Here is a 12,692-nt window from a genome sequence, read left to right on the forward strand (position 1 = left end):
GTGCCGTCAAAAGAAGGTGATGTGAAGATTTCTTGCGCGAACGAAGGCACTCCATTTTAGCCGGAGCGCCTTCCGTTGCGCGAGCTATGACGCTTATGTGACGATGAACCCGTGCGCGAACGGATCGCGGTCGTCGATGAAGATGGTGTTCAACCCGGTCATCCGTGCCCAGCCGCCGATCGAGGGGATGATCGCCGGCTTGCCCGCCACGCTGACCTCCTTTTCGACCCTACCCTTGAACAGCGAGCCGATGATCGATTCATGCACGAAACTGTCGCCGGGCTTGAGCTTGCCCTTGGCATGGAGCTGCGCCATGCGTGCCGAGGTGCCCGTGCCGCAAGGCGAGCGGTCGATCGCCTTGTCGCCATAGAAGACGGCGTTGCGCGCATCGGCCTCGGCATGTTTCGGCTTGCCCGTCCACAGCATATGCGAGAGCCGGTTGATGCCGGGGTTCTCCGGATGCACGAAAGAGTATTTCTCGTTGAGGCGCTGGCGCACCACCGGGCTCCAGGCGATGAGGTTGCCCGCCGAGTAATCGGCCATGTCCCGATAATTCTTCTGTGGCTCGACGATGGCGTAGAAATTGCCGCCATAAGCGACGTCGACGCTGATCTCCCCGAGCACCGGGCAGTCGACGGTCAATCCTTCGGCATAGAGGAAGGACGGCACGTTGGTGATGCGCACCTCCTCGACATATTCGCCGACCTGTTTGTATTCGGCGATGACAAGGCCGGCCGGCGTGTCGAGTCTCAAGACGCCCGGCGTCTTTGGCTTCACCAGCCCGTGTTCGATCGCCATCGTGACGGTGCCGATCGTACCATGGCCGCACATCGGCAGGCAGCCCGAGGTCTCGATGAACAGGATGGCGATGTCGCAGTCCTCGCGCGTCGGCGGGTAGAGGATCGAGCCCGACATCACGTCATGGCCGCGCGGCTCGAACATCAGCCCGGTGCGGATCCAGTCATATTCGGCGAGGAAATGCGCCCGCCGCTCCATCATGGTCGCCCCCTCGAGCAGCGGCCCGCCGCCGGCGACCAGGCGCACCGGGTTGCCGCAGGTGTGGCCGTCGATGCAGAAGAAGGATTTTTTCGCCATGATGCACTCTTTTTCAGAAACGCTGCGGACTGAAGGGCGTGAGATCGAGCGGCGGAGTCTGCCCGAGAACGAGATCGCGGATCAAGCGGCCGGTCGCCGCCGACTGGGTGAGGCCAAGATGGCCGTGGCCGAAGGCATAATAGACGTTCGGCGCGCGCGCCGCGCCGATGACCGGCAATGAATCCGGCAGTGATGGACGATAGCCCATCCACTCGCGGCCGCCGGACGGGTCGAGCCCGGGCAGGAAACGCTTCGCCTTCTCCAGCATCGCCTTGGAACGGGCGAAATTGGGTGGCCGCTCGATGCCGCCGAGCTCGACGGCGCCGCCGACGCGCAAGCCGGTTTCGAGCGGCGTGATGACGAAGCCATGCCCGGAAAAGATCAGCTGCCGCCTCACGTCGAAAGCCGACACAGGCAGCGTCGTGTTATAGCCGCGCTCGGTTTCGAGTGGGATGCGGTCGCCGAGATTTCTTGCCAGGAGATGCGACCAGGCGCCGGCGGCGATCAGGAGCTTCTTGGCCGTGCGCCTGCTGCCGTCGGCCAGGATGATCGTCGCGCCGTCTGCGCTGGCCTCGATGCGCTCGACCCGCGCATGCTCGAAACGGGCGCCGAGCTTTTCCGCATAGGCCCAGATCGCCTTGCCGAGCAGCTTCGGATCGGCGACCGTCTTCCAGCCCGGCACGAAGGTGGCCTTGACGAAGCGCGGCGAAAGCCCCGGCTGGAGCGCGGCCATCTCTTCGTCCTCGACATGGCGGAAGCCAATGCCGAAACGCTGGCGTTCCGCCCAGCCGGGCAGCGAGGCGCGGAACTCCGCCTCGTTCTCATAGAACTCCAGCGAACCATCCTCGCGCAGCATCGGCCGCGTGCCGGAGCGGTCGAGCAGCGCCATCCATTCGGCCTCGGCCAAGCTCATCATGCCGGCCTGCGTGGCAAAGCTCGCTTCGTAGTGCTTGGGCGCGCCGGCCCGCCAGAAGCGGATCAGCCAGGGCAGGAGTTTCGGCAGATAGGCCGGCGGAATGGTCAAAGGCCCGAGCGGGTCGGCGAGCCATTTCGGCAATTGCCGGATCATCCCCTTATGCGCCAGCGGCAGCACGTCGGAGAAGGCGAAGGCGGCGGCATTGCCGGAGCTCGTCTCCTCGCATATGCCGGTGCGGTCGAAGACGGTGACGCTGCGCCCCGCTTCCGAGAGCAGGGTGGCAGCGCAGATGCCGATGATGCCGCCGCCGATGATGGCGATGTCTTCCGCTTCTCCCCGCGCACGGGGAGAAGGTGCCCCAGTGGCGGAGCGCCGCTCCTGTTCCAGGGATTTGGAATTTCCTTGCACGTCAGGGCTGTCCCTTATTCGGCCGCCACCAGCTTGTTTGTCGATCGAGGAGACGTCTGCAGCGGCGGCAGCTTCGGCCGCACCGCCAGCGCATCCCGGACGATCTTTTCGACCGCCTTGCGGCGTTCACCCGACAGCGGCTGGCGCGGCATGCGCACTCGATCATTGGTACCGATCGCCAGCACTTCGGCAAGCTTGATGTTTTGGACCAGATAGGTCGAGACATCGAGGTCGAGCAAGGGCCGGAACCAGCGATAGATCGCCAGCGCCTCGTCGCGGCGGCCCTGCCGCATCAGCTGGTAGATCGCGACCGTCTCGCGCGGGAAGGCGGTGACAAGGCCGGCGACCCAGCCGATTGCGCCGACCGACAGCGCCTCGAAGGCGAGGTTGTCGACGCCGGTGAAGAGGTCGTAGCGGTCGCCGAACCGATTGATGATCTCGGTCGAGCGGCGGATGTCGTCGGAGGATTCCTTGATGGCGACGAAGCGTCTGTCCGACGCCAGCTCCTCCATCAGGTCGACGGTGACATCGACGCGGTAGGCGAGCCGGTTGGAATAGATCATCACCGGCAGGTCGCCGGCTTCCGCGACGGCGCGCAGGGCGGCGACCGTCTCTTGCGGGTTGGTGTGGTAGATCGGGCTCGGCACCACCATCAGCCCATCGGCGCCTTCCTTGGCGGCGCGTTTGGCGATAACAGCCGCCTCGCGGGTGCCGGGCTCGTTGACGGTCAAGAGCACCGGCTTCTTGCCGGCGATTTTCTGCGCCGTCTTCAGCACCTCGATCTTCTCGTCAGGCGACAGCATCGGCCCCTCGCCAAGCGAGCCGCAGACGATGATGCCGTCGCAACCGGCCTCCATCTGCAGAGAATAGCAGCGCTCCATCTCGGCATGATCCAGGCGGTCGTCGGCGGTGAATTTGGTCGTGACGGCGGGGAAAACTCCGGTCCACATAGCTGTCTCTCCAATTGATATATCAGGCGTATATCTATTAAGAGCTGGCTCGTCAATGCTGAACCCGTTATGATATATGAAAAATATATCAGGAGCCGACCTTTGATCTCGCCATTGATATCCGCTGAATCGAACGCGGCCTTCGAACCGGCGGCGACCAAGGCCTATCGCGCGCTGGAGCACATGATCGTCACGCTCGAGCTGGCACCGTCGAGCTTCGTCACCGAAGGCGCGCTGATCGATCGGCTGGGCCTCGGACGCACCCCGGTGCGCGAGGCGATCCAGCGGCTGGCCTGGGAAGGGCTTCTCGACATCAGACCCCGCGCGGGCATCGCGGTCGCGCCGCTTCACGCCGGCGACTGGTTGCGGGTGCTGGATGCGCGGCGCGGCATCGAGGTCGTGCTCGCCCGTTCGGCTGCCCGCTTCGTGACCCGCGAGGCCGCTGACCTGTTCCACGAGGCGGCCCTGGCCATGCAGAAGGCGGTGATCTCGACCAACGTGCTTGCCTTCATCCAGGCCGACAAGGCGCTCGACGAGGCGTTGGCCATCGCCGCCGACAACCCCTTCGCGGCGCGCGTCGCCGCCCCCCTGCAGACCCACAGCCGCCGCTTCTGGTACCGCTACAAGGCCGACACCGGCCTCGCCGAATCGGCCGAGCACCACGTCGCTTTGATCCGCTCCATCCTCGACGGCGACGAAGAAGCCGCCGCCAAGGACGCCAAGAAGCTGATAGCGCTGCTGCGCGGTCATGCCGAGGTGGCCGCCACGCGCTGAGCAGGATCGGCGCCTGCTCGAGGCGTTCAGCCGCCCGGCTGCCCGACCGCGCTGGCCAGCGTGTCTTCCCACCCCTCGCCGGCGGCCAGGATGCAGCTCTGGCCTTTGACGTCGGTCATCAGGATCGTCCAGGTTCCGCCGGCCGAGACGAACACCTCGAAGATGGCGACTTGTCCGGCCACGCCATAGCCCAGCCGCTTCTCCTCGAATGCCTCCGCCAACCTCGCGACCAGATAGTCATGGCCGCCGCAGATGACTTGCGCCCGCGCCGGAACTGCCGAAAGCGCCATCATGGCGCCAACGGCCGCAAGCTTGACCCATTGAAACGAAAATTCGCGTGCCATGGGGCACCTCCTTTGCCTTCGCATTCCGGCAAGGGAGGCACATTCGGCCGCCTCAGTGTGCCGGAAGGCTCCAGGCCGGATTGGACGTCTTCATCGCGTCATTCCTTCTGGCTTCCGGTCTGTCGTCGGGAGATCATGACTCTGGATTCGATATGGTGAAGCTCCGCTCCATAAACAAGCGGCGCCATGGGAAGCGCCTTCCTTGGCGCGACTTGACGCTCCGCCGCAGGAGCCGTTGTGGCACTCACCCCGGCTCCTGGCGTTTTCAGGCGCCCGGCATCGCCGCGGTGATCGTCGGGCTATCCCAGCCCTCGCCGACGGAAAGGACGCAGCTCTGGCCCTTGGTGTCGGAGGCCAGCACCGTCCAGCTTCCCTGGTCGGAGACGAAGATCTCGAGCACGACGTTCGGATTGATCAGTCCGCGCCCGGCTTCGGTTTCGTGGAACTTGTCGCCAAGCGCCTTGATGATGTCGGCGCGTGGCGCACATTGAGCCGCCGCGCTCGCCGGCGCGGCTCCAACGGTGATCGCGGCCGCCGCCAATATTGCCGCCACAAAAAATCGTGTCATCTGACACCTCCTCGCGCCAGACGAGAACCCCGGCTTGAACCGGCGCTGCTTGGTTGCCTGCCCGCATGGCAGGAATATAGCCTAAGGCAGATGGTGGTCTGTTGGTTCCATCACACGGCGATGGAATTATCAGAAGGTGCAGATGCTTTCCCGACGTGCTTTCCAGAGACCATGCACCTTGAGTTGTGCTGCTGACGCCACGAACCTGCAAACAGCAAGATTTAAAGGGCGGCTGACCCGCTTGACGCCATAAAAAGGAAAGCGCGGCTTGCGCCGCGCTGCTCCTCAATGTTGATTTGGAAAATCGTCCGGGGTCAGTTCATCGTCGGGATGACGAACTCGGCGCCGTCCTTGAGGCCTCGCCGCGCGCCCGCAGCCACGAAGTGGCGAGGACGCGCAAACGAGGAAACCGTCGGGCTAGTTCATCGTCGGGATGACGAATTCCGCGCCATCCTTGATGCCCGACGGCCAACGCGAGGTGACCGTCTTAGTCTTGGTGTAGAAGCGGAACGCGTCCGGGCCGTGCTGGTTGAGGTCGCCGAAGGACGACGCCTTCCAGCCGCCGAAGGTGTAATAGGCGATCGGAACCGGGATCGGCACGTTGATGCCGACCATGCCGACCTGGACTCTGGAGGCGAAATCCCGCGCGGCGTCGCCGTCGCGGGTGAAGATGGCGACGCCGTTGCCCATCTCGTGGTCGTTGGCGAGCTTGATGGCGTCCTCATAGCGCGGCGCGCGCACAACCGAGAGCACCGGCCCGAAGATCTCTTCCTTGTAGATGCGCATGTCCGCGGTCACGTTGTCGAACAGGCAGCCGCCCATATAGTAGCCGTTCTCATAGCCCTGCATCTTGAAGCCGCGGCCGTCGACGACAAGCTTGGCGCCTTCCTTGACGCCGATATCGACATAGCCCTTCACGCGCTCCAGCGCCTGTGCGGTCACCAGCGGGCCGAAATCAGCGGAAGAATCGGTCGAGGGGCCGACCTTCAGGCTTTCGACGCGCGGCACCAGCTTTTCCATCAGCCGGTTGGCGGTGTCGTTGCCGACCGGGACGGCCACCGAGATCGCCATGCAGCGCTCGCCGGCCGAGCCGTAGCCGGCGCCGATGAGCGCATCGACCGTCTGGTCCATGTCGGCGTCGGGCATGATGATCATGTGGTTCTTGGCGCCGCCGAAGCACTGCACGCGCTTGCCCGATGCCGTGCCGCGCGAATAGATGTAGTGGGCAATCGGCGTCGAGCCGACGAAGCCGATCGCCTTGATGCCCGGATCGTCGAGGATGGCGTCGACCACTTCCTTGTCGCCATTGACGACGTTGAGGATACCGGCAGGCAGCCCGGCCTCGATGAAGAGTTCGGCGATGCGGATCGGCACGCCCGGATCGCGCTCGGACGGCTTCAGGATGAAGGCGTTGCCGCAGGCGATGGCCGGCGCGATCTTCCACAGCGGGATCATCGCCGGGAAGTTGAACGGGGTGATGCCGGCGACGACGCCGAGCGGCTGGCGCATCGAATAGACATCGATGCCGGGGCCGGCGCCATCGGTGAACTCGCCCTTCATCATGTGCGGCGCGCCGATGCAGACCTCGACCACTTCGAGGCCGCGCTGGATGTCGCCGCGCGCATCGGCGATGGTCTTGCCGTGCTCGCGCGCCAGGATATCGGCCAGCTCGTCATAGTCGCGCTGGACCAGCTCGAGGAACTTCATCAGCACGCGCACGCGGCGCTGCGGGTTGGTGGCCGCCCATTTCGGCTGTGCCGCCATGGCGTTCCCGACCGCGGCGCGCAGTTCTGCCTGCGAGGCTAAAGCCACCGTGCCGCGCACGGAGCCGTCCATCGGCTGCATCACATCCTGCTTGCGCCCGCTGGTGCCGGCGACACGCTTGCCGCCGATGAAATGACCGTATTCGATCATGCTTCTCTCCCTTGTTTGGTGATGACGCATTGTCCGCCTTCGCGGCGGCGATGGCAACGCGAGGAAGATCGCAACCGTTGTGCGGAAAATAGACAACGATCCCGAGCTGTGCATTAATTGCCGCAAATGACGGATTGCCGAAAAGGCCGAAGCTTGCGTTCCTTCACACCCCCCTCTGGCCTGCCGGCCATCTCCCCCGCAAGGGGGGAGATCAGACGCCACGAGGGCTTTCGCCAATCACCAACCATTGAAAAGAAGCGCCATCAAAGAAGCTGCCAATCTCCCCCCTTGCGGGGGAGATGTCCGGCAGGACAGAGGGGGGTGGGCAGGAACGCGGCGCTGCCGGTTAAAACGGATCACTCCCATGAACTGGGATGACGTCCGCATCTTCCTCGCCGTGGCGCGCGCCGGGCAGATCCTCGGTGCGGCCAAGCGCCTGGAGCTCAACCACGCCACCGTCTCGCGCCGCATCGCCGCGCTCGAGGAGGCGCTTCGCACAAAACTCTTCCGCCGTCTGACCACCGGCAGCGAACTGACGCCGGCCGGCGAGCGCTTCCTCGACATAGCCGAGCGCATGGAAGGCGACATGATCGCCGCACGCTCGGTCATTGCCGGCGAGGGCGACGACGTTTCGGGCACAGTGCGCATCGGCGCGCCTGACGGCTTTGGCGTCGCCTTCCTGGCAAAACGACTGGGCGAGCTGACTGGGCTGCACCGCGAGCTCACCATCCAGCTGGTGCCGGTGCCGCGCTCCTTCTCGCTGTCGCGCCGCGAGGCCGATATCGCGATCACCGTCGAGCGGCCGACCGAAGGGCGGCTGGTGGCGGGCAAGCTGGTCGATTACACGCTCGGCCTCTTCGCCTCCCGCACCTATGCCGAAGCCAACGGCCTGCCGAAAGCGCCGGCCGAGCTCGGCCGGCACACGCTGATCGGCTATGTGCCGGACCTCATCGTCAGCCCCTCGCTTGACTATGCCGCCGAGTTCAGCCCCGAATGGCGCACCAGCTTCGCCATCTCGTCGGCGCTCGGCCAGGCCGAAGCGGTGCGCTCCGGCGCGGGCATCGGCATCCTGCACACGTTCGTCGCCCGTTCGATGCCGGAGCTGGTGCCGGTCGACATCGTCGCGCCCATCCGCCGCGCCTATTGGCTGGTCTATCATGAATCGGTGCGGCCGTTGCGCCGCGTCCAGCTCGTGGCCAACTTCATCACCAAGGCGGTGGAGCGCGAGCGCGGTCTTTTTGTCTAATCCGCTTGTCTAATCCGCGTCGAGCATGAACGAGCTCACGATCTTGTTGGCCTCATCCGCAAGCGGCGCCCATTTGCGCGCCGCCGCAAAAAGAAAAAGACGCATCCCAAAGTCCCCTCGCTTCGGCAATCCTATCACAGGCAGTTGGTCGTTGCCGCCTTGCCTGCGCCACAAATTCGGCGACTGTGGCACCAGCGCGCTTCGCCATGCTGGAGCAATTCCAGGAAAAGCGTGAGCGGTTAGGCTCGGCGCCTTCGCCGTAGCCTTCCGTCTGGAATTGCGTCAAACAAAGAGATAGAGCGGTTCGCCTTTCCGTGAAACGGTGAAACGCTCTGGGGGACAATCTTCGGAACGCCGGCGGAGAAATGCGAGCCGTTCTTGCCATTCTGCCGCTGCTTTTCCTGTCGGGCTGCGCCAATCCCTGGACGAAGGTTCCGGAAGCGGAACTGCCGAAGCCGATCCGCTATGCCATGTCGCGCCCCTCGCCTTTCGTCATCGGCAATTATTGCGGCCCTGGCACGCGCACCGGCGATCTGTCGGCCAAGCCGGTCGACCGTCTCGATGCCGCCTGCCGAGTCCACGACGCCTGCTACATTGCCCGGCACAATCATTGCGACTGCGACGGCGCGCTCGTCGCTTCCGCCAGGAAGATACGCGACGACAGGACGGCGCCGCGCAAGATGCGCAGCGAAGCCGGGCTGCTGATCGCCACTTTCGCCTTTCCCGTCTGCAGGATCTTTCCACAAGGCTTCCTGCCGCCACGTGATCCTGCCGAGCTCAAGGCCATGAACGGGGCGGCCGGATGAGCCTCAGGTCGACTGTCGCCAAGGCATTGCTTGGGTTGGCGCTGGCAGCATTTGCCGGTTGCGCCGGCATGCCTGGACATTCGGCCTGCGCCGTCTTTCCGGGCGACGACGCCTGCGGCCGCCTGCCTGTCTCCGCGGACAGCGGCGGCGAGGAGATAGCCGAGGCGCATTATTTCGCGAACGACGGCAACAGCGCCTACGAGAAACAGTTCCAGGCACTGCTCGCGCAAAGCCGCCTCCATGCGCTCGACCGCGCCAACGGCACAGGCCGCTTCGGCCGCGACTGGCGCGACGTCCAGAACAGCGGCTTCCATGCGACCTATCCATTGCTGCAGCGGTTGGCCAGACCGCTCGACGACACTGAGCTCGCGCCGGCGCAGGGCAGGCCGGGCGAGGGCAGCTTCACCGGCCGCTGGCGCGTGTCGCGGCAGACGCTCTATCTCGACGCCGCCGCGCGGCCCTTGGCGCCCAAGACCTTCAGCTTCTCGGGCCTCGAGGCGCGTTCGGTCGAGATCGTGCTGCGCCAGGCAGGTCAGCAGCCTATCGAAGTCGGCGGCACCTGCAACGGCTCGCTCGCGATCCGCGCATCGGGCCGATCCATCACGGTAGCCAAGGCCGCGCCACTCCATCTCAGCCTGCCGGCCGACGAGACCTCGGTCAGCCTGTTTCCGGACCAGGCGGTGACCCGCTGCGATCTTCGCGTCACCTCGACCCTGGCACCGGCCGGCGCGCCGCTGATCCTGCTGCGGGAGGAGAGCGCCGATCCCTGGATCGCGAGGCTCGACAGCCGCTACGACCGATGTCCGGTGCCCGATCCGGCGGGTATGGAGGAGCTCGACCGCGCCTTCTATGCCGGCCGCTGGCTTTCGCAGACCTGTGCGCTGCCATTGGGGTCGCCGACCCTGCTGCGCAAATCGCGCGACGGCTTCAATGCCAAGGTCGAAGCCCTGCTCGGCAGGACGCTGCCGGACAGGGCCTTCGACAGGGCGGACCCCGAGCTGCCGCTCGATTTCTCCAACGCGCCGAAGCTCAGGCTGATCTATCTGTCGTCGCTGGAGTTCAAGGCAGACTTCTCCGGCCGTATCATGGAGCGGCTGATCCGCCATCACGCGGCACTTGGCACCAAGGTGCGCATCCTGGTCACCGACGTGCTGGAGCGGGATAAGGACGACGCCATGCTGCACCGGCTGGCATCCGAATTCCCCAATGTCGAGTTGCAGGAATATCGCTGGCAAGCCGATCACGGCGCGCCATTCGACGAGCAGTTCTCCCAACTGCACAAGACCCACCACATCAAGATGCTGGCGACGCTGGCCGAGCAGCCCGGTCGCTCGCGCGTCATCATCGGCGGCCGCAACATCCATGACGGTTTTCTGTTCCACAAACCGGTCGACCTGACCCGCTATCCAGAGCTGGAACAATATGGCAGGACCGACGGCTTCTCGCTGAACTACTACTCCAACTGGAGCGACTTCGACATCGAGATCGCCGACCCGGCGACCGTCGAGACGCTGGCCGCCCATCTGTCGACCGTCTGGCTGCGCGATGCCGACACCAATTTGTCGCGGCCGTTCTCCGTTCCGGTCCGTTCCGGCGCGGCCCCGCGCGGCGTAGCGCGGCATTTCATTTCCGTGCCCTATGAGGACGGGCACGCGCTGGAGGCCTATTTCGTCGAACTGATCGACACCGCCGAGCATCGCATCGAGATCGTTAATCCCTACCTCAACCTGACGCCCGATATCGCTCGCGCCTTCGACCGGGCGCTGGCCAGGGGCGTCAAGATCGATGTGGTCGGCCGCATCGACCTCAAGGGCGATATTGGCGGCCGGTTCCTCACCGCTCTCAACAAGTTGTTCGTCGAGAAATATGGCGACCGCATCAACATCCGCGAGTTCAAGGCGCCGGATGTCGTCTTGCATTCCAAGATCATGATGATCGACGAGAGGTTGGTCGCAATCTCCTCGGTCAATCTCAACAACCGCAGCTTCTTCCATGACTCGGAGAACGGCATGGTCGTGCTCGATCCGGCCTTCTACCGCCGCATGAAGCCGGTCTATGAGGATTACCTCGCCCATTCGCGCCCGGTCGACAGCAATGTCACGATCGGCTGGGCCTACCGGCTGCTGTTCAGCGACAGTTGGGTCAGGCAGGCGTTCTGATCGCGAACCGCTCGACATGAATTAAGGTGTGTTGAGATTCAGATCAGGCCGAGTCGGAAATGACGATTTCCGAGAACCGCCCTACGCCGGCCGTAGCCTTCATAGAGCGGAGACCCTGATGAGGGCTTCGGCCGGCGTAGGCCGGAGCGGAGCGTACTTGAAGTACGTGAGCACCGGCAGCGTAGGAGATCGGCATTTGCAGGCCGGCCTCACCTGAACATCAGCGCACCTTAAATGGGTTTCAGATACCGTTCCGGGCTCAGGTCGCGCGCGTTGATCTCCGGCACCCGGTTGGACATGATGTCGGCCAGCACCTTGGCCGAACCGCAGGCCATGGTCCAGCCGAGCGTGCCGTGGCCGGTATTGAGGTAGAGATTGGCAACCTCGCTCAGTCCGACCAAGGGCGGTCCGTCCGGCGTCATCGGCCGCAAGCCGCACCAGAAGCTCGCCGCCTTGAGGTCGCCGCCTCCGGGAAAGAGGTCGCCGACCGAATGTTCCAGCGTGCGGCGCCGCGATTCATGAAGGCGAAGATCGTAACCCGAAATCTCCGCCGTGCCGCCGACGCGGATGCGGTCGCCGAGCCGCGTGATCGCCACCTTGTAGGTCTCGTCCATGACCGTCGACACAGGCGCGGCGTCGGCATTGGTGATCGGCACCGTGATCGAATAGCCCTTCACCGGATAGACCGGAATCGGGCGCCCCAGCGAGCGCATGAATTGCGCCGAATAGCTGCCCATCGCCATCACGAAGGCGTCCGCCGTTCTCCATCCGCCGTCCGTAAGCACATTGGTGAGGCGGTTGCGGTTCCTGACGATGCGCCGGATGGTCGAGCCGTATTCGAAGGTGGCGCCGCGCGCCACGCAGAGCTCGGCGAGCTTGTCGGTGAACATCTTGCAGTCGCCGGTCTCGTCGCCCGGAAGCCTGAGGCCGCCGACGAATTTCTCACGCACCGCCGCAAGCGCCGGCTCGGCGGCGACACAGCCGTCGCGGTCGAGGATCTCGTAGGGAACGCCATATTTCTTCAGCACCTCGACATCGCCGTCGGTGCCGTCGAGCTGCTTCTGCTTGCGGAAGAGCTGCAGCGTGCCTTTGGTCCGTTCGTCGTAAGTGATGCCGGTCGCCTCGCGCAGCGCCTTCAGCGTGTCGCGGCTGTATTCGGCAAGCGGCACCATGCGCGACTTGTTGAGCGCATAGCGTTCGGCCGTGCAGTTGCGCAGCATCTTGAGGAGCCAGCTCCACATATTCGGATCGAAAGCCGGCCGCACCACCAGTGGGCCATATTTCATCAACAGCCATTTGACGGCTTTGATCGGGATGCCCGGACCGGCCCAGGGCGAGGCATAGCCCGGCGACACTTCCCCGGCATTGGCGAAGCTGGTTTCGAGCGCCGGCCCCGGCTGGCGATCATAGACGGTCACTTCGTGGCCGGCCTCGGCGAGGAAGTAGGCGGTGGTGACCCCGATCACGCCGCCGCCCAGCACGATGACTTTCATTCTATGCTCCCTCAAAAGC

Annotated in this window: 11 protein-coding genes; 4 read left to right on the top strand and 7 right to left on the bottom strand. The window is 64.6% G+C overall.

Features of this window, described 5'->3' with window-relative positions; genetic code table 11:
- Positions 1 to 93: 93 nt before the first annotated feature.
- Genes LB553_RS04185 through LB553_RS04195 form a run of 3 tightly spaced genes read right to left on the bottom strand, consistent with a single transcriptional unit; the run spans position 94 to position 3,369 of the window.
- A complete protein-coding gene (locus LB553_RS04185) occupies positions 94 to 1,095 on the bottom strand; it encodes a 4-hydroxyproline epimerase (RefSeq protein ID WP_224510921.1) in 1,002 nt (333 codons plus the stop codon).
- A gap of 13 nt (positions 1,096 to 1,108) precedes the next feature.
- The gene (locus LB553_RS04190; RefSeq protein ID WP_224510922.1) at positions 1,109 to 2,419 is read right to left on the bottom strand and encodes an NAD(P)/FAD-dependent oxidoreductase; all 1,311 of its coding nucleotides are present in this window, start codon (positions 2,417 to 2,419) and stop codon (positions 1,109 to 1,111) included.
- A 14-nt stretch (positions 2,420 to 2,433) separates the two neighbouring features.
- Positions 2,434 to 3,369: a dihydrodipicolinate synthase family protein gene (locus LB553_RS04195; RefSeq protein WP_224510925.1), complete on the bottom strand. Its 936-nt coding sequence runs from the start codon at positions 3,367 to 3,369 to the stop codon at positions 2,434 to 2,436.
- A 69-nt stretch (positions 3,370 to 3,438) separates the two neighbouring features.
- Between LB553_RS04195 and LB553_RS04200 the strand changes: the two genes are divergently transcribed.
- Positions 3,439 to 4,143, top strand: coding sequence for a GntR family transcriptional regulator (locus tag LB553_RS04200; RefSeq protein ID WP_224510927.1), 705 nt, complete (start codon positions 3,439 to 3,441; stop codon positions 4,141 to 4,143).
- A gap of 26 nt (positions 4,144 to 4,169) precedes the next feature.
- Here LB553_RS04200 and LB553_RS04205 read toward each other — a convergent pair whose 3' ends face one another.
- The 3 genes from LB553_RS04205 to LB553_RS04215 all read right to left on the bottom strand — a co-directional run bounded on the left by LB553_RS04205 (position 4,170) and on the right by LB553_RS04215 (position 6,969).
- Positions 4,170 to 4,487: a hypothetical protein gene (locus tag LB553_RS04205; RefSeq protein ID WP_224510929.1), complete on the bottom strand. Its 318-nt coding sequence runs from the start codon at positions 4,485 to 4,487 to the stop codon at positions 4,170 to 4,172.
- Between the two features lie 265 nt (positions 4,488 to 4,752).
- Positions 4,753 to 5,055 carry a hypothetical protein gene (locus LB553_RS04210; protein WP_224510931.1) on the bottom strand — a complete coding sequence of 101 codons (303 nt, stop codon included), beginning with the start codon at positions 5,053 to 5,055 and terminating at the stop codon, positions 4,753 to 4,755.
- A 417-nt stretch (positions 5,056 to 5,472) separates the two neighbouring features.
- The gene (locus tag LB553_RS04215) at positions 5,473 to 6,969 is read right to left on the bottom strand and encodes a CoA-acylating methylmalonate-semialdehyde dehydrogenase (RefSeq protein ID WP_224510933.1); all 1,497 of its coding nucleotides are present in this window, start codon (positions 6,967 to 6,969) and stop codon (positions 5,473 to 5,475) included.
- A gap of 364 nt (positions 6,970 to 7,333) precedes the next feature.
- Here LB553_RS04215 and LB553_RS04220 point away from each other — a divergent pair, with 364 nt between their 5' ends.
- The 3 genes from LB553_RS04220 (at position 7,334) to LB553_RS04230 (ending at position 11,180) form a co-directional block, all read left to right on the top strand.
- On the top strand, positions 7,334 to 8,215 hold the full coding sequence (locus LB553_RS04220) for a LysR family transcriptional regulator (RefSeq protein ID WP_224510935.1): 882 nt from the start codon (positions 7,334 to 7,336) through the stop codon (positions 8,213 to 8,215).
- 365 nt (positions 8,216 to 8,580) lie between these two features.
- The gene (locus tag LB553_RS04225; RefSeq protein ID WP_224510937.1) at positions 8,581 to 9,021 is read left to right on the top strand and encodes a hypothetical protein; all 441 of its coding nucleotides are present in this window, start codon (positions 8,581 to 8,583) and stop codon (positions 9,019 to 9,021) included.
- Positions 9,018 to 11,180, top strand: a complete 2,163-nt coding sequence (locus tag LB553_RS04230) for a phospholipase D-like domain-containing protein (protein ID WP_224510939.1) — start codon at positions 9,018 to 9,020, stop codon at positions 11,178 to 11,180. Before LB553_RS04225 ends, LB553_RS04230 begins: the two co-directional genes overlap by 4 nt.
- Before the next feature lie 230 nt (positions 11,181 to 11,410).
- Here the strand turns inward: LB553_RS04230 and LB553_RS04235 are convergent, their stop codons facing one another.
- Positions 11,411 to 12,673, bottom strand: a complete 1,263-nt coding sequence (locus tag LB553_RS04235) for a D-amino acid dehydrogenase (RefSeq protein WP_224510941.1) — start codon at positions 12,671 to 12,673, stop codon at positions 11,411 to 11,413.
- Positions 12,674 to 12,692 lie beyond the last annotated feature (19 nt).

This window comes from Mesorhizobium sp. CA8 (assembly GCF_020164955.1).
Classification (GTDB): Bacteria; Pseudomonadota; Alphaproteobacteria; order Rhizobiales; family Rhizobiaceae; genus Mesorhizobium.

What these genes read in the sequence shown, in the direction of transcription:
- LB553_RS04185 (WP_224510921.1), bottom strand. Translation starts at nt 1,095, where the DNA reads ATGGCGAAAAAATCCTTCTTCTGCATCGACGGCCACACCTGCGGCAAC.
- LB553_RS04195 (WP_224510925.1), bottom strand. Translation starts at nt 3,369, where the DNA reads ATGTGGACCGGAGTTTTCCCCGCCGTCACGACCAAATTCACCGCCGAC.
- LB553_RS04200 (WP_224510927.1), top strand. Translation starts at nt 3,439, where the DNA reads ATGATATATGAAAAATATATCAGGAGCCGACCTTTGATCTCGCCATTG.
- LB553_RS04205 (WP_224510929.1), bottom strand. Translation starts at nt 4,487, where the DNA reads ATGGCACGCGAATTTTCGTTTCAATGGGTCAAGCTTGCGGCCGTTGGC.
- LB553_RS04210 (WP_224510931.1), bottom strand. Translation starts at nt 5,055, where the DNA reads ATGACACGATTTTTTGTGGCGGCAATATTGGCGGCGGCCGCGATCACC.
- LB553_RS04215 (WP_224510933.1), bottom strand. Translation starts at nt 6,969, where the DNA reads ATGATCGAATACGGTCATTTCATCGGCGGCAAGCGTGTCGCCGGCACC.
- LB553_RS04220 (WP_224510935.1), top strand. Translation starts at nt 7,334, where the DNA reads ATGAACTGGGATGACGTCCGCATCTTCCTCGCCGTGGCGCGCGCCGGG.
- LB553_RS04225 (WP_224510937.1), top strand. Translation starts at nt 8,581, where the DNA reads ATGCGAGCCGTTCTTGCCATTCTGCCGCTGCTTTTCCTGTCGGGCTGC.
- LB553_RS04230 (WP_224510939.1), top strand. Translation starts at nt 9,018, where the DNA reads ATGAGCCTCAGGTCGACTGTCGCCAAGGCATTGCTTGGGTTGGCGCTG.
- LB553_RS04235 (WP_224510941.1), bottom strand. Translation starts at nt 12,673, where the DNA reads ATGAAAGTCATCGTGCTGGGCGGCGGCGTGATCGGGGTCACCACCGCC.